The 15,486-nt window shown below is 42.3% G+C and carries 15 protein-coding genes; 3 read left to right on the forward strand and 12 right to left on the reverse strand.

The window, feature by feature from the left end; all coding sequences use genetic code 11:
• Positions 1-61 precede the first annotated feature (61 nt).
• Genes C4B60_RS12830 through C4B60_RS12850 form a run of 5 tightly spaced genes read right to left on the reverse strand, consistent with a single transcriptional unit; the run spans position 62 to position 4,719 of the window.
• Positions 62-775, reverse strand: a complete 714-nt coding sequence (locus C4B60_RS12830; RefSeq protein ID WP_104058475.1) for a GntR family transcriptional regulator — start codon at positions 773-775, stop codon at positions 62-64.
• The gene (locus tag C4B60_RS12835) at positions 775-1,791 is read right to left on the reverse strand and encodes a sugar kinase (RefSeq protein WP_104058401.1); all 1,017 of its coding nucleotides are present in this window, start codon (positions 1,789-1,791) and stop codon (positions 775-777) included. The genes C4B60_RS12830 and C4B60_RS12835 overlap by 1 nt, the downstream gene beginning before the upstream one ends.
• Positions 1,784-2,539, reverse strand: a complete 756-nt coding sequence (dagF, locus tag C4B60_RS12840; protein WP_104058402.1) for a 2-dehydro-3-deoxy-phosphogluconate aldolase — start codon at positions 2,537-2,539, stop codon at positions 1,784-1,786. Before dagF ends, C4B60_RS12835 begins: the two co-directional genes overlap by 8 nt.
• A gap of 1 nt (position 2,540) precedes the next feature.
• Complete coding sequence (locus tag C4B60_RS12845) at positions 2,541-3,644, reverse strand: DgaE family pyridoxal phosphate-dependent ammonia lyase (RefSeq protein ID WP_104058403.1); 1,104 nt, start codon at positions 3,642-3,644, stop codon at positions 2,541-2,543.
• Positions 3,622-4,719 (reverse strand): amidohydrolase/deacetylase family metallohydrolase, encoded by a 1,098-nt coding sequence (locus C4B60_RS12850; RefSeq protein ID WP_104058404.1) that lies wholly within the window; start codon positions 4,717-4,719, stop codon positions 3,622-3,624. The genes C4B60_RS12845 and C4B60_RS12850 overlap by 23 nt, the downstream gene beginning before the upstream one ends.
• A gap of 353 nt (positions 4,720-5,072) precedes the next feature.
• On the opposite strand from C4B60_RS12850, the gene C4B60_RS12855 reads away from it, so the two are divergent.
• Positions 5,073-6,482: a YfcC family protein gene (locus tag C4B60_RS12855; RefSeq protein WP_104058405.1), complete on the forward strand. Its 1,410-nt coding sequence runs from the start codon at positions 5,073-5,075 to the stop codon at positions 6,480-6,482.
• A 63-nt stretch (positions 6,483-6,545) separates the two neighbouring features.
• Here C4B60_RS12855 and C4B60_RS12860 read toward each other — a convergent pair whose 3' ends face one another.
• The 3 genes from C4B60_RS12860 to C4B60_RS12870 form a co-directional block, all read right to left on the reverse strand.
• Entirely contained in the window at positions 6,546-7,811 is a 1,266-nt protein-coding gene (locus tag C4B60_RS12860) for a M48 family metallopeptidase (RefSeq protein ID WP_104058406.1), read from the reverse strand.
• Positions 7,812-7,994: 183 nt separating this feature from the next.
• Positions 7,995-9,110: a plasmid pRiA4b ORF-3 family protein gene (locus C4B60_RS12865; RefSeq protein WP_167578654.1), complete on the reverse strand. Its 1,116-nt coding sequence runs from the start codon at positions 9,108-9,110 to the stop codon at positions 7,995-7,997.
• Positions 9,111-9,217: 107 nt separating this feature from the next.
• Positions 9,218-9,790, reverse strand: a complete 573-nt coding sequence (locus tag C4B60_RS12870; RefSeq protein WP_104058408.1) for a TetR/AcrR family transcriptional regulator — start codon at positions 9,788-9,790, stop codon at positions 9,218-9,220.
• A gap of 134 nt (positions 9,791-9,924) precedes the next feature.
• On the opposite strand from C4B60_RS12870, the gene C4B60_RS12875 reads away from it, so the two are divergent.
• Positions 9,925-10,830 (forward strand): ABC transporter ATP-binding protein, encoded by a 906-nt coding sequence (locus C4B60_RS12875; protein ID WP_104058409.1) that lies wholly within the window; start codon positions 9,925-9,927, stop codon positions 10,828-10,830.
• Positions 10,823-11,605 carry an ABC transporter permease subunit gene (locus C4B60_RS12880; protein ID WP_167578655.1) on the forward strand — a complete coding sequence of 261 codons (783 nt, stop codon included), beginning with the start codon at positions 10,823-10,825 and terminating at the stop codon, positions 11,603-11,605. Before C4B60_RS12875 ends, C4B60_RS12880 begins: the two co-directional genes overlap by 8 nt.
• A 154-nt stretch (positions 11,606-11,759) precedes the next feature.
• Here the strand turns inward: C4B60_RS12880 and C4B60_RS21485 are convergent, their stop codons facing one another.
• From C4B60_RS21485 to C4B60_RS12895, 4 genes are all read right to left on the reverse strand, one after another.
• Entirely contained in the window at positions 11,760-11,924 is a 165-nt protein-coding gene (locus C4B60_RS21485) for a hypothetical protein (protein WP_167578656.1), read from the reverse strand.
• Between the two features lie 103 nt (positions 11,925-12,027).
• Positions 12,028-12,936 carry an ROK family protein gene (locus C4B60_RS12885; protein ID WP_104058411.1) on the reverse strand — a complete coding sequence of 303 codons (909 nt, stop codon included), beginning with the start codon at positions 12,934-12,936 and terminating at the stop codon, positions 12,028-12,030.
• A gap of 105 nt (positions 12,937-13,041) precedes the next feature.
• Complete coding sequence (locus tag C4B60_RS12890; protein ID WP_104058412.1) at positions 13,042-14,496, reverse strand: ABC transporter substrate-binding protein; 1,455 nt, start codon at positions 14,494-14,496, stop codon at positions 13,042-13,044.
• Between the two features lie 63 nt (positions 14,497-14,559).
• Entirely contained in the window at positions 14,560-15,483 is a 924-nt protein-coding gene (locus C4B60_RS12895) for a carbohydrate ABC transporter permease (protein ID WP_104058476.1), read from the reverse strand.
• Positions 15,484-15,486: the final 3 nt, after the last annotated feature.

The following is a 15,486-nucleotide window of genomic DNA, read 5'->3' on the forward strand; positions in this document are numbered from 1 at the left end:
CTATCTGTTTTTTGTACTTCTTATTCTTTTAAAAAGCGCAATGTTCCGATAATTTAATACGTTAAATATCGTAATTGACCACGTAGTGCTGCATTTCCGTATTGTAGTAGCCAATACTGTTTTCGATGATGTTTCCCGCTTCATCATAGGCGTAGCGCATTCGCTTTAATACTGGTGTGTCAGCTTCCATTGCTAAAATTTTTGTAATCTCAGAGGGTGCTATGACAGCCGCGAATTCATCACGGAAGTTTTCTAGTGAAATCCCTGCCTCTTCTACAAGCCCATATAAAGACTGCTTGTCTAAATCCTCAAGGTCCATTTCCTCCATACGTGTCGTTAAATAATGCGTGAAGTGAATGTATGGCACCTCATTGAAATGATAAAGCCGTTCAATACGCAGACATTGTTTACCGAATAGCTCGTATTGTTCCGTGTCCTCTTTATTAAAGACAACCTCTGCCTCGATTAACTGCTTATAAATCTTGTGTCCTGATCCAACCAGAATTTCCGTAAACCGCTTCCCTTTTGATACCTTTGAGATAACCATGTTGCGAATCACTTTGGTGCCTTTGCCACTTTTTTTCTCCAAATAGCCTTCCTGCACAAGCTCTGAGATGGCATTACGGATAGTGATTTTACTTACATCGAATTCCTTTTCCAATTGCGGCTCCGGTGGAATATTTTCTCCTAACGCATAAACACCATGCGTAATCCGGTCTTTTAGAATGTTTTTGATTTGCAAATAAAGAGGACCTTTTCGTTTTGAAATGCTCATCATCGTCTAATGTCTCCCCCTTTCATAGAGATCGCCCGGAGAATATCCGACTCCGATAAAACCGGTGTGTCTCCTAACGTCGTATGCTTTAGCATCCCCGCCGTTACGGCAAAATCAATCGTTTTTTGTTCTGTAAATCCTTCAGCTTCCCCGTGTATAATCCCGCTTGTAAATGCATCTCCCGCTCCAATCCGGTCATAGACTGAAAAGGTGAGAGTATCAGAAAATGTGAATTTATTATTTTTATAAAGGTAGCCCTGCAAAGAATGCGTTTGGTTTTCGTTGATCGTTCGGTGAGTGCCGGCAATGACCGGGATAGAGTATTTTTTTGCAACCAGCGGTATCAGCTCTGTCAACTGGTCCATGCGGCTGCTTTTCTCCGTTTTCAACCCAAGCACATACATAGCATCTTTTTCATTCATCAGGACAATTTCCGAAAGTCCGAGAAGCTCATCATAAAAAGGTTTCGCTTTTTTATAGCCTCCCTCTCCCCATAAAGAAGGCCGGTAGTTGCAATCAAACACGATTAGCCCGCCACTTTCTTTAACAGCATGTGCAAATCTTCGTGTATTACTTAAGGTCGTTTCATTCATTGCCAGAGTAATGCCACAAAAGTGAACAATGTCTACTTCTTTAGCAATTTTGCTGAAGTTATACGTATCTTCAGAGGCTGTATTAAAGCTGCTTTCAAGCCGGTTGGAATAGGTAACCCGGCTTTGCCTTATACCAAAACCTGTCTCTAAAAAATACTGCCCAAGATAATTTCCTCTTCGAACGATGTACGACTGGAAGATCCCTAATTTTTTTAAATAGGTCGCCGCTGCATCCCCTACAGCATTTTTTGGCAATGCAGATACGAGATAGCCTTCATGACCGTAATTTGTCATGGCTGAAACCACGTTAACGCCTGTTCCTGAAAAAGAATAATGCAGCGTGTTTGCCTGTGAAAGCAGCTCATAGCCTGGTACCTGCAGCCGCATCATTACTTCCCCGAAAGCCGCAATCTTTTTACTCATATTGATCGACCAAACGTTTTGTCGTCTCCAGAAGCTCTCTTACGTCTTCCCCCTTAGTATCCCCGGATTCTTTATCAATAATAGATGAATAGACATGAGGGATAACTTGAGGAACATTTGCTTCTAGTGCGATGGCTAAAATTCTCTCAAAGTTTTCTTTGTCAATTCCTCCTGTTGGCTCTAGCGCAAAACCGGCTTTCCCGCACGCCTCTGCGACAGCTCGAAATTCATCCTCCGTGCTTAATCCTTTCATTGGAAAATACTTTAATGCATTGCCGCCCATATCCTGCACCAGGGCAATGGCTGTCTCGATTGGTACAATTGCTTGCTTTTCCTGAGCAGCACTAAGCGGACCTGTTGCAATGTTGACATAGCCAACGCGCCCCGTAGGAGAAACTAAACTATTAATCCAGCTCTCTTTTTCTCCAAGATTAGCTCGTGTTGAACCAACGGAAGGGAATACTTGATTAATGTGGCTGCCCGCATACTCCTTCGCAATTTCTGCAACAACTGCCGCCTGGCGATTGTCGCCTGCGCCAAGGCCGATCGATACTGCGTCATCAATTTCCTGACCATACTGTTTCATTGCAGTCACTGCTTCTTCAACTGTTGGATAGTTTTTTGACAGAACGCCTACAACAACAAAGCCCTCTGCTGCTGTAAAAATGTCTTTTGCGTTTTCAATGCTATTAGCCAGTACATTAAGCGCCACCCGATTTTTGTAAAAACGTTTTGCGATTGTTGACATTTTAGTTCCCTCCCAATATTTCGCGTATTCGAGATTCAATTACTTCTATATCATCGCCATTGAGTGGTCTAGGATCTATATCAAAAAAACCTTCACGGACACCGTAGTCTCGTGTGTAAATGGCGATGTCTCCATTTTTCAAAGCTTCTGCTGTCTGTTTGGCATTCTGGTTGCAGCGGTCCTCTTCAATTAGGATTCTTGCACGGAAGATTTTGCGTCCCGCTTCATCCTGCACAATTTTGACAGTGACTCCATCCAGTTCACTAAGAGCAAGCAAGCCTTGCAGTGATTCTTTTTCCTGATCACTCGTATCTTCTTTTACAAAGTACTCATCCAATGCCTGCAGCAAGCCAAATGTCGTTTCTTTCCCGACCTTCATGCTTCTGCCAATGCAATGCATTTGAACCTTCAGCCAGTCGATATACTCTTTTTTACCGGCAACAATTCCTGATGTTGGGCCTTCTATTGCTTTCCCACCACTGTAAATTGCCAGGTCGGAATACATAATGTATTTTTTAAGGTCTTCTTCTGCCGCTGCGTCAACGATAAACGGAACATTATTCCGCTGTGCCACTTCCCATGCTTCTTCAATTGGAATCATATTTTTCTGTACAGCATGATGGGATTTCACATACATAATCGCCGCCGTTTTTTCTGAAATTGCACTTTCAATATGCTCTGCTTTCCCTTCATTTGCGTAGCCTGCCTCTATCAGCTTTCCGCCACCCAAATAAATCATGGTCTCAACAGGTGCTCCGTACTGCACATTATGGCCCTTCAGCAAAATAATCTCGTTATTCACAAGTTCTTCCTGATGAAGTCTTTCACTTTTGCGTCTGTCACCCTTTGTGACGAGTGCAGCAATGGATAAAGTAATGCCGCTTGATGCGGAATTAACAGCAATTGCCGATTCGGCGCCCAGAAGATTCGCTATGTATTGTCCCGCTTTATCAACTAAATCTGCGATCTCCACATAATTTTGTCCACCCTGCTTCATTGCCTCCATCACGCCATCAGTGGAAGTGGAGGTCCCAAGAATCGTCATCCTGCCGCTCGCATTGATCACACGCTTTAAACCGTATTTAGCACTCAATGTATTCGCCATTTACAACTACCCCCTCTGCTTTAATTCTTGTATTTGACCTCTTCTCATTTCCGTATGAATCCTTTAAGACGATTGGGTCATTCTTTATTGAAAACAGCGTCAAATTAGCTTTTTCACCAATTTTGATACGTCCAAGCTCCGGCTTTTGCAGCCAATCAGCTGCGTTGACCGTAACACCTTCGATTACTTCCTCTAGTGAATAACCCAGTGAAAGAAACTTCGTTAAAAGATTTGCCATTCCATAAACCGGACCGTTCAGCCGATTATCTTTATAAATGTCCGTGCTGATGGTATTGAACCTGACACCTGACTCCTTTGCTCCTTCTGCGACCTTGAATGAGAAACTGGCCGTTCCATGCCCAACATCCAACTGAACCCCTCTAGAGATTGCCTCCTGTAAAACCTGCAGAGGTTTTCCTTCCTGATCAAAAAGCTTGTTTTCTTTCCCATTTAAATAATGAGTGATGACGTCTCCTCCTTTTAAAAGTGGAATCACATCCTCTATTTTCGGGGGAGCTGAACCGATATGAACCATTAGCGGCTTTTGTGTCTTAGCTGAAAGCTCCTGTGCGATGCGAAGTGGTTCAAGTCCATTCTCCTTAACCACCGATTGGCTGATGCGTGCTTTTAACCCTACAATGATCTCATCGTTGGCTTGAACAGCCTCTATCACAGCCTGTTGATCGATCCATTCCAGCCTGGAAAGCTCATCAATTCTCTCAAGACCGATTTTGGATATATTCAAAAAAGCAAAGACATTTGTTTTCGCTTCTTTCCCCCTGGCAGCCAGCTCCGAAATCCGGTTAGCACCAGTGCTCCCCGCATCAACAATCGTTGTTACCCCCTGCTTAACCCCAATCTCATCAATATCATCGCCATACGGTTTAAACTCCGGGAACGCATGAACATGCAGATCAATCCATCCACTTGAAACAAACAGCCCCGTGCAATCCCTTATCTCGCCTCGCCCTTCTCCAGGCACAGTGATCCCAACAATGTTGCCTTGCTCTATAACAAGATCAACCACTTCACCATCGACCTTTTTTACATTTCTCAAAACTATACGTTCTTCCATTTCTCTTCACCTTTTCCAATCAGCCATCTACTTACCTATCAAACCTATAAATAAAAAGATAACATAGTATGAATTTTCTGTAAACATAACGTTATAATGTTATGTTGTTTAAAATAGACATGTTCCTCTTCGACAAGTGCCTGTCACTACCCGATTTTTGTCGACGCATTCGACAAGTGCCTGTCACTCCCCGGTTTGTCCCCCCCTACTCAATCTGACAATATATTTTAAATTTTGCAAAAATATTATATGAGTTATATAATAGGCAACATTATTTATTACATATTGAAAACGAATAAGATTGGAGGTTCACACGAATATAGAAAATCAACCACATGGAGGCCTATAACAAGATGAGTTCACAAATCGAGGAAAACACACCAAAAAAGAAAAAATGGGAAATGCCTGATACATATGTAATTTTGTTTCTTGTTCTGCTGATCGCAGTTATTGCTACCTACTTTGTGCCGGCTGGATCCTTTGACCGGGAGATGGTTGACGGGGTCGAAAGGGTTGTGCCGGGGACGTATAGTGAAGTAAGCGGGAATCCGACAGGGCTTATGGATATTTTTCTTGCCCTTCAGTTTGGGATGGTGGAGTCTGGCGGACTGATTTTTCTTGTATTGTTTGCAGGAGGCGCGTTTGAAGTGATTGAACGGTCCGGAGCGATTAAAGGCGGGATCTTACGCGCAGTCAATAAAACAAAAGGAAAAGAGTTCTACTTGATCGCATTCGTTTCCCTGTTATTTGCTCTTGGAGGAGCGGTAGGTGCTGTCGCCAATTCAGTCATTCCCTTTGTAGCTATTGGTGTCATTATCGCACGAGCGCTTAAGCTTGATGCCATTGTCGCTGTTGCCATCACATTTGGTGCAACATTTGCCGGTTTTAATGTAGGGTTTTTAAATCCCTACACCGTTGGAATCGCACAATCGATCGCAGGAGTGCCACTGTTTTCCGGTATGCTGCTTCGTGTCATTGCCTTTGTCATTATTGTCGGTGCTACGATCTGGTACACCTGGATCTATGCGAAAAAAATATTAAACGATCCATCCAAAAGTCTCATTGGCGTACTTGATGAAGGTTCTTCCCAAAACGAAGACCTTAAGGCACCTTTCACCAAACGTCATAAAATCATTCTGTCATTCGTCGGGTTAATGCTCTCCTTTTTCATCTTTGCCACCATTCAATATGAATGGACGGTTGATCATATGGCCGCCTTCTTTATCATTATCGGTCTTGTATCAGGTGTGATTGCCGGGATGAACTACAACAAAGTTGCCATTACATTTTTAGAGGGATGTCAGAAGCTTGTATACGGTGCATTAATTATTGGCGTGGCTCGTGCGATCTTAATCGTCATGGAAGACGCATCTATCCTTGATTCCTTCGTCCAGGCGCTATCTGTTCCGCTTGAAAATTTATCACCGGTTTTCGCAACGCTTGGCATGTTTGTAGCCAATGGTATCATGAACTTTTTAATTCCATCCGGCAGCGGCCAGGCAATGATCGCAATGCCGATTCTGTCGCCGCTTTCAGATATGATCGGCATTAACCGCCAGATCGCAGTTCAGGCCTACCAGTTTGGAGACGGCTTCACCAACAGCATCTTCCCAACCTCAGGACCGCTTATGGCAAGCTTAGCTGTCGCAGGTGTTTCCTGGATCAAATGGGCAAAATGGATGTTTCCTTTGCTGCTCATTTGGACAGTAATTGCTGTATCAATGCTGGTTTTTGCTGTATTTATTGGGTGGGGACCAGTTTAGAAAAAAGAAAAAGAGCCGCTTGGGCAACAGACACAAGCGGCTCTTCTTTATAGTTATCAACCCTTATTGCATGGACTCCAGTTCCCTCACAAAGTTGGTCTCATTCGTTACCCCTAAAAGACTAAATCCACTTTCACCGTATTCGTTTTCATAGTCAGGAAGCGCTCCATATTCATATAATAGCAAAGCAATATCATAGGATCCGTTATTGATGGCTGAGGTAAGGACAGTATCGTATTCATCCTCAGCATTCGGATCAGCACCTGCGTCCAATAAAAGGCGTGTCATTTCTACGTCACCATAATAAGTAGTAAACATTAGGGCTGTTGAGCCAAATTCATCCGTCTCTTCTAAGTCTGCCCCCTCATCAATCAGTTCCTGAACAGCTTCCCGATCACCCTCGGCAACTGCTTCAATTAATGGAGGATTACTTATTTCAAAAAAATCATCTGGCAAAAACGAAGCAAACACCGCTCCCCCCACTGAAAACGTCAAAATCACCGCAATATAAGCCGCAAACATTCCACCTAACAACAACCCTGCTCCAAGCGCAATTTTCCCATTATTCGGTTGATACAACGGCGTCGTTTCCGGACTCATAAACTGCCCTACCGATTGAATACGCTTTGGTAGACGCGGGTGCGTGGATAGGACCTCACTCAGCCAAACTGCTCCATTCGATTCAGAGTGAATCTGTTCCAAATAAGCATCCTCACTTACTTCATTTGCGGTTAACTTTCCAATGCCTAAAATCGTTAGCGCCCGTTTTGCAGCCGTTACGTTTTGAATCGTGTAAGCTGCTTCGCGGTCACAGGTATACTCACACGACCGGCTGTAGGCCTGAGCTAAAAACGGAATAAACTGTGCTGGCATAACGAGGATGTTTTTCCAAACATGGCGCCGTTTTATATGAGAAAGCTCATGCGCAATAATAAAATCCAGCTCATCCTGCCCTTCCTGTCTCGCTAACTCAAAAACTTCCGAATACAAAACAACCATATTCCGCCCGAAAAAACGTGTCGCAAAGGCATTTAGCGCGCCTTCCGACTGAATTACAAACATATCCGGAACGGCTTTCAAGCCCATCTGCTCCGATAACTCCGTCACTCGTGCATACACATCCGGAAACTGCTTCTCACTAATCCTGACCCCATTCCCGCGAATGGACCCAAGCATCATCGCATTCATAAATAACACGACAGCGAATACCGCAAGCGCAATGCCGATCCCTATAATTGAAATAGCTGCAATAAGATAAATAATTCCACTAAAAATGGCGCTTAAAATAAAATAGACCGTCTCACGCTCAGACTTAATTGCTCCGTTCATTTCCCAAACTCCCCCTGATACTGGATACATTTTACATACAAATTTAAATATAGTTCAGGAGTAGGAGGTGGTCAATCTATTTTTTATCATTTAACCTACTTTTTAAGATAAAAAGAACTAAAATTTAGCAAATAAAAAGCTTTGCAGAGTCTAAACCCACCTGCAAAGCTTTCTTCAAAATCCCTATAAATACATCAATCCCCGATTAACCATCTCAAGATCAAACTCATCAATGAACTGGTCCTCGCTCCAATCCTTCAGATGCTCATAATCGGAATGCGTGGGATCAGCCATCACCTTCAGAAATTCCTCATATCCACCTTCACCACCAACGTCTTCAGGCGGTCTTTCGCCTTCCCCTGCGAGACAGATAGGATAATTCACATCATAATCATCAATCGTTTCCTCAACCACTATCCGGTGCTGCCAGCTGTCGCCAAGATCATAAATGTACAGCATTTCACCAGGGAGGTAGTCTGAGAGCTTCTCACCTTTTTCAAGCTTCATAGGAATCCTGGATTGAAAGCTTAGTGATTCTTCATGAGAGACTAGTTTGACAACATCCTTCTGATCTTTCTTGCCGCTCAGTCCTTGAGGATTAAACGGCTGACCGGGAAATAGATAAAACTCGTGAAGATGGGAGTCGCTCCAGTCAAAAATAATCTGCAGCGTTTCGTGCAGCTCTGGGAAAGATAAGTACGTTGGAATTGCTATTCTGCGCCAAATGGAGTGATTACCAAGCTCAAGCGATACACGAACAATGACCGCCTCAGAATTAAACACGGGGCCTCCTGTAAACTCCTCCAGGTCGCGATATAAATCCTTATTGGGATGGGTGTAGCCACTCTTCCCTTTTCCCCGTCCAACGAGTATGCGGCTCAGCCTTTTGCTTAATGAAATCTGAAAATTCGAAGCCTCATAAAGCTCTCTATCAAAAACATACACACTCTCAATTGCTTTATTCACTCTACTAATAGAACTCCTGTCTTGTGTCCCTGTAAAGCTAAAACTCTGAGACGCCGAAAGATACCGCTCAATTACCTCCTTCTTAATCCCCTCTCCTCGGAAAGCTTCACCAATTGCTTCTACAATTAATTGATCAATATTCTTAAGTTCCTTCGCTTTTAAACCATATAGAACAATCACATACCGATTGCTGTCATTCACCAGAACAACCGTCTTCCTGCGATTAATCGTAAAAATATTGGCATGCCAGGAAAACAGCGGCTCGTAAATCTCCGTCTGCATCGGTTTAACCTTTAATCCAGTTAATAGCTTTTTTGTACATTGGATTAACATGTTTAGCGCTCCTATCAGCATTATAGAGGATCTCTACAAACATCTCTTCCTCTGTTTCGTCGCAATTATACCACATGCCTTATTCAAGCCACCCTCAAAACCAGCACTCACTCCTCCCCTTTTAATTTCTTTATAATCCCTCTCTCTGAAAGCTCGGTCAGCAGCTTCACCAGTTCTTCAATCGACGGTGATTTTTCATCCTGACCGAACCAGTAGCTTAAGACTCCAATCATGGCTGATAGGGCATATTCCAGTGTATATTCCAGTTCAAAGTCATCTATTGCGCCCTGTGCCAGGAGTACTTCTTTTATCATTGGCCTCATGCTGGCTTTGATTTTTCCCTGAAAAGCCGGATCTCCTTGATCTCCAAGAAGGATCCCAAGAACGTGACCGTGTTTTGAAAATATTTTTACAAGCGCTTCAAGCGGAAATGAGTCCGTTTGAGGTGACAGCTGCTTTAGAGGCAGCTCCTGAAGCTTAGAAATCAGCTGATCTTCAATTTGCTCCAACACATCATATACATCTGAAAAATATTCGTAAAAAGTAGAGCGGTTATAGCCCGCTTTCATCGTAATTTCCTTAATGGTAATTTTTTCAATTCGCTTCGTGCAATAGAGTTCCCAAAAAGCATCGTTTAAATTTTGTTTCGTTAGCTCAGTGATTGGCGGATTCTTTTTCATGTCATTCCTCCTATCGCCTCTCCATTTTCCGACAGGAGAGGCCATAATGTCGGTTGATCATACCTTATTGTCATCTTACACTTAGATCATACGACATGTTGTAGGATTTTAAAAGAAGAAACGGAGGATGTAGCATGCCAGCAATAAAAATACAGGGGCTAACAAAGGATTACGGCAACAATAAAGGAATTTTTGGGGTTTCCTTTCATATTGAAGAGGGTGAGGTTTTTGGATTTTTAGGTCCTAATGGTGCAGGTAAAACCACAACCATACGCCACCTGCTGGGATTCACTAAACCACAAAGCGGAACGTCAACCATTTTAGGTCTGGATTCCTGGAAACAATCAAAAGAAATACACCAGCATCTTGGGTATTTACCGGCAGAAATTGCGTTTCCGGCAAATATGACAGGAGCACAGATTATACAGCATGCGGCGAATATGCGCGGTCTTAAAGACATGACGTTGGCTCAGGAATTAATCACGATGTTTGATTTGGATCCCTCTCCTCTTATAAAAAGAATGTCCAAGGGAATGAAGCAAAAAGTTGGAATTGTTTGTGCTTTTATCCACGATCCTAAAATTCTCATTCTTGATGAACCGACAACAGGTCTTGACCCTCTCATGCAATCCGTCTTTGTTACGCTAATACACCGGGAAAAACAAAAAGGGAAAAGCATTCTTATGTCTTCTCATCACTTCGAGGAAATTGAAGGTACCTGTGATCGCATTGCGATGATCAGACAAGGGAGATTAACTTCAGCATTGAACTCACAGGACTTTAAACATTTTGATAAAACCACCTACAAAATAACATTTCGCAGTCTCCAGGACTTTCACGCTATTCAGAAGGAAGAATTTACGATTACCGACATTCAAAGCGAAGCATTAGCTGTACTAGTTGAAATTGAGGACCTTCAGATTAATGAGCTCATAGGGTCTTTGGGGAAAAAAGATGTGTTATCCATTCGTGAAATGAAAGTTTCACTTGAGGATTCTTTTATGAATTTCTATAAGCAAGGGGATCATGACCATGTTTAATAAGCCGTTATTTATCCATTTAATCAAAACGAATAGGAATCTTTTTTTCCTTATCGCAGGGGCACTTACTCTGTTGATCGGAATAGTGATGAGTATCTTCACCCCGGAAACGATGCAGGAAATTACGCAAACAAGCATGGATGCACCCATTAATCCTTTAGGGGACATCTCAACCTTAATTAGCTTTGTTTCAAATCAGTACTTCGGCAATTTCGCGCTCATCTTTGCTATTATCTATTCCATTATTTTCGGCAATAAACTCGTAGCAGATCAGGTCGATAAAGGGAGCATGGCCTATCATCTGTCAGCACCTATTACAAGGAATCAATATACTTTTACAAGCGCACTTTACCTTGTTTCCTCACTTTTGATCATGTTCGGGTTGATCTTTGTGACAGGGTATGGAGTCGCAGAGCTTGTTCAGCCCGGTGAACTGCCGGTTAAAGAATTCTTCCTTCTAACAGCAGGTTCCTTCCTTCTGCATCTGGCGATCAGCGGAATCACTTTTTTCGCTTCGTGCTTATTCAACCGCAGCAGTCATTCACTTGCTCTTGGCGCAGGACTATCGGTGTTTTTCTTTGCTGCTAATCTGCTTTCAGGAATGAGTGATAGCCTGGAGTTTCTGAAAAACGCAACGATTATCACGTTTTATGACACAAACGCCATTATTCAAAATAATAGCTATGAGTGGAAATTAAGTCTCTTAGCCTTGTTAGCGGTTATTCTTTACTTCTTTGGAATGCTCGTCTTTAAGCGAAAAGACTTGCCGTTGTAAGGCGCTTGTAGCATTTCTCCTATAGAAATTAAAAATGATTGTAGCCTTTTTACTAAAGGCTACAATCACAATTATTTATATCCAAGTTACTCTAACTAATTTTGGAGAGTTACAATAATGTAGCCTGACGCATTATCAGAAAGATGTTTATCAATCAACTAGCAGGTACTTCTCTTTTTAGTTTTTTCATCCTGGTGATTTCCCCTGCATTGTATCCAACTAATGCCGCGATAAACGGTGCATAATTGGGAGAATCCCCTCTTCCAGAGCTAAAATCAAAAACAATCCAAAATGCTGTAAAACCAAAACTCAAAATCATTAAGAACCCTGCTGCCGATCAAACTTTATTGTTTTCCCATAAAAGAAAAAGCACACAAAATAGTGCACTTTTCATCCCAGCATAAATAAATTTCTCCCCTTACTCATAAATCATCAAGTATTTGGCTTCTAGCATAAACCCCAGCCCCCAACACCCCCGATTCCTTCCCATGCATAGCATACTTAAAATCAAACGTGCCCCTCAAACTTTCATAAACCCGCTCATTCGTTTTAGCTTCCAAAATCGGCAGGAGAAACGCATGGTTTGTCATAACGCCTCCTCCCATGACGAAAACGTCCGGGTTTACAGTATGTACAACATTCGCGAGTCCAATTGCTAAATACGTCATGGTTTCATTTATTAAATGTAAAGCTTCTTTTTCTCCATGCATCGCTCTTTCAATCGCTTCCTGGGCTCCTCCCTGCCAGCCGAATTGTTCTTTACTGACCTGCGACAAAGCGGTTCCGCTCGCATACGCTTCAAGTGCACCAGGGTTCAGGTTTGAATGCACAAGTCCATCCGGCTTTATAATCATGTTTCCGATTTCCCCGGCACATCCGAAAGCTCCCTGAATTAATCGCCCGTCATGAACATAGCCGCTTCCAACGCCAGTACTCACAGTTGTAAACCATACACTTTCGTAGTCTGCACCAGATCCACTGCTTGCCTCAGATAAAGCCGCTGCATTCGCATCATTTAACAAATACACTGGCAGCTTAAACTGATTTTCAACTAAACTGGTAACCGGTACATTAATCCAGTTTATAAGATTAGGAGGGTTTAAAAGAATCCCCTTTTTATGATCAAGCGGGCCTGGAGCACAAATGCCGATTCGCGAAAATTGATACTTTTCTCTGGCACGATTCAGCATATCAAAGATAATTCCAAGTGTATATTCATGTCCCTTTGCGACCTCAGAAGCTGCTTCCTCCCAGTGTAGAAGCTTATAGTGCTCATCTATTACTCCGACTCGAACCCTTGTACCGCCAAGATCTATTCCTGCTGTATACATGAAGATCTTCCCCTTCTCACTTTTATTAATACAAAAATGGAGGGGAACTAAAAGGTCTTCTCAACCTTTTAGCGCCCCTCCGTTACCAACTAATCCTGAAAACAATTATTGATTTTCTTTCCATTCATCATACTGTTTTTGAATCTCATCCATTACTTTTTGCATACCGGCTTCTTCTAATTTTTTATTAAAGGCAGGCAGGTACTCCTCCGGGTCCACAGCTCCCTTTAGTAATGCAGGTGAAAATTCACTCGCTACATTCGAAAGCGCTGCGATTTCGGTACGTACAGGATTTGAATCAAAGTAAAAGCCTAGTACAGGGGAAGGGGTAGAGTTAGCATTAAACTCTTCAAATGCCTCCCACTTATCCTCAGGATCGTCCTCATAAAGCTTAAGAAGGAACTGATTCCCAATAGCAAAGCTAGGCATATTGAAGTTGTCAATTCGAGCTGGCAGGTGTTTGATGGTTCCATCTTCATTTTCTTCATAATGTGTACCTTCAATTCCTTTATCAAGCAGGTTTCTTAGGTACGGGTCAGAGTTAAGAAGATTTAAAAACATCATTGCTCTTTCCGGATGCTTGGAAGTAGCTGAAATTGCCTGCATGGAACCCGTTACTGAGCCATTAAAAATATGTGGTTCTTCCAATGGGCGGGTTACAATTTCATATCCTGCAGATCTTGACCAAACTGATTCTGCATAAGGCTGGTACAATTCCTTACGAACAAACCAGTTAGGTGTTTCCAGAGGCCATGAATCTGTACTTGTTGCTGCATCCTGTGCGATATAGCCTTTTTTGTAGTATTCATGCATCGTTTTTAACGTTTCCATCGTAATGTCTTCTTCGTACTTATTAATGACCTCATCTGTGTTGCCGTCAAGACGGAAAGCAAATGGAAGCTCCCCTTGTAAAACAGAGTCAAAAGGCAGGTGAGCATCAAACGTAGCAATCGGAGTCACACCAGGTTCATTTTCTTTAATAACAGCCAATAGAGGCTCAAGATCTTCAATCGAGTTTACAGTTGAAAGATCCAAACCGTGTTTTTCAACAAGCTCATTGTTGAAAGATAGAACAGCCTGTTGGCCAACTTCTTTATTTGTAGGGACTGCATAAAGCTCCCCGTCAATTTGAGCTCCTTCAAGAAATGCAGGGTCAATGAGTTCTTTCATTTCTTTACCGTACTCATCCATTAAATCGTTCAAACCAACAAAAGCACCGCGTCTTGCGTTTAACGAATAATTGTTAGCCCATGAGCTTGAGAATGCTATATCATATTCTTCGCCTGAAGTAGTGATTACTTGCATTCTGTCACCAAACTCACCCCAGTCAAGAAGCTTCAGGTCAATGGAGGTATTGATTTTTTCCTTCGTATACTTATTAACTTCCTCCATCACCATTTCAGTATCCTGCTGTGGAGTACCAATTAAATACCAGACTAATGTAACGTGATCGTCTGTAGAATCCCCCGATGAATCAGCGCTTGAATCATCACTGCTACAAGCTGCCAGTACCCCTGCAAACATCATAAAGACAAGTGATAATAACCCAATCTTCTTCATTTACATCCCCTTTATTTCATCTTTAATCTATCAAAAAAGAAGCAAGCTCCTTCAGTGAACAAATTAGTCCTTTACTCCGCCTATCGTCAGGCCTTTAACAAAATACTTTTGGAAGAACGGATAAGATAAAGCAATCGGCAGAGTCGCGATAACGACCATCGCCATTCTTGCAGAATCCTGTGGAATCGAACTTAAAATAGCACTGTTTTGATTGGACAGCATGGCATTTTGCTTAATAAAATCCATATTGTTCTCAATTCTCATTAAAAGAGATTGCAGAGGAATCAGGTTTGGATCATCGATAAACAGCAATGCATTAAACCAGTCATTCCAGTATGCCAGCGTACTAAAAAGAGCGATTGTGGCAATACCCGGGATCGAAAGAGGCAATACAATCGTTAAAAAGATTCTTAATTCCCCCGCCCCATCAATTCTGGCAGATTCCAGAATAGCTTCAGGTACTGTTCTCATAAAAAACGTTCTCATAATAATAATGTAAAACGCGTTGACTGCCATCGGAAGAATTAACGCCCATATCGAATTCTTCAAATCTAAAAACTGAGTCATTACAATATAAAAAGGAACCATTCCACCGCTAAACAGCATGGTAAAAAAAGCGATAAAGGTAAATTGTTTACGGTATATGAATTGTTTACGTGAAATCGCGTACGCATATAGGGCGATTACGGAAACACTGATTAAGGTACCTAACACTGTCACGAGAATCGTAACTCCATAGGCCTGCACGACCTGTGATCTCATTTGCCATAAATATTTATAGGCTTCAAAGCTCCACTGTTCAGGAATAAGCTGATAACCATTGGCAGCTAACGATTGTTCGTTCGATAAAGAGATGATAATGACGTAAAGAAAAGGAAAGATACAGAGAAAGGCAAAGGTCCCCAGCATGACATGCATGAAAATACTTGTTTTACCTGAGAAGCCATATGGATTGTATCGTTTTTTTCTGGGAATCCTTTTCGGCATGCT

It is taken from the genome of Jeotgalibacillus proteolyticus, from assembly GCF_002926065.1.
GTDB classification, from domain to species: domain Bacteria; phylum Bacillota; class Bacilli; order Bacillales; family Jeotgalibacillaceae; genus Jeotgalibacillus; species Jeotgalibacillus proteolyticus.

Excerpts from the sequence above, each read along its gene's own strand:
- C4B60_RS12830 (WP_104058475.1), bottom strand. The coding sequence starts at position 775 with ATGAGCATTTCAAAACGAAAAGGTCCTCTTTATTTGCAAATCAAAAAC.
- C4B60_RS12835 (WP_104058401.1), bottom strand. The coding sequence starts at position 1,791 with ATGAGTAAAAAGATTGCGGCTTTCGGGGAAGTAATGATGCGGCTGCAG.
- dagF (WP_104058402.1), bottom strand. The coding sequence starts at position 2,539 with ATGTCAACAATCGCAAAACGTTTTTACAAAAATCGGGTGGCGCTTAAT.
- C4B60_RS12845 (WP_104058403.1), bottom strand. The coding sequence starts at position 3,644 with ATGGCGAATACATTGAGTGCTAAATACGGTTTAAAGCGTGTGATCAAT.
- C4B60_RS12850 (WP_104058404.1), bottom strand. The coding sequence starts at position 4,719 with ATGGAAGAACGTATAGTTTTGAGAAATGTAAAAAAGGTCGATGGTGAA.
- C4B60_RS12855 (WP_104058405.1), top strand. The coding sequence starts at position 5,073 with ATGAGTTCACAAATCGAGGAAAACACACCAAAAAAGAAAAAATGGGAA.
- C4B60_RS12860 (WP_104058406.1), bottom strand. The coding sequence starts at position 7,811 with ATGAACGGAGCAATTAAGTCTGAGCGTGAGACGGTCTATTTTATTTTA.
- C4B60_RS12865 (WP_167578654.1), bottom strand. The coding sequence starts at position 9,110 with ATGTTAATCCAATGTACAAAAAAGCTATTAACTGGATTAAAGGTTAAA.
- C4B60_RS12870 (WP_104058408.1), bottom strand. The coding sequence starts at position 9,790 with ATGAAAAAGAATCCGCCAATCACTGAGCTAACGAAACAAAATTTAAAC.
- C4B60_RS12875 (WP_104058409.1), top strand. The coding sequence starts at position 9,925 with ATGCCAGCAATAAAAATACAGGGGCTAACAAAGGATTACGGCAACAAT.
- C4B60_RS12880 (WP_167578655.1), top strand. The coding sequence starts at position 10,823 with ATGTTTAATAAGCCGTTATTTATCCATTTAATCAAAACGAATAGGAAT.
- C4B60_RS21485 (WP_167578656.1), bottom strand. The coding sequence starts at position 11,924 with ATGATTTTGAGTTTTGGTTTTACAGCATTTTGGATTGTTTTTGATTTT.
- C4B60_RS12885 (WP_104058411.1), bottom strand. The coding sequence starts at position 12,936 with ATGTATACAGCAGGAATAGATCTTGGCGGTACAAGGGTTCGAGTCGGA.
- C4B60_RS12890 (WP_104058412.1), bottom strand. The coding sequence starts at position 14,496 with ATGAAGAAGATTGGGTTATTATCACTTGTCTTTATGATGTTTGCAGGG.
- C4B60_RS12895 (WP_104058476.1), bottom strand. The coding sequence starts at position 15,483 with ATGCCGAAAAGGATTCCCAGAAAAAAACGATACAATCCATATGGCTTC.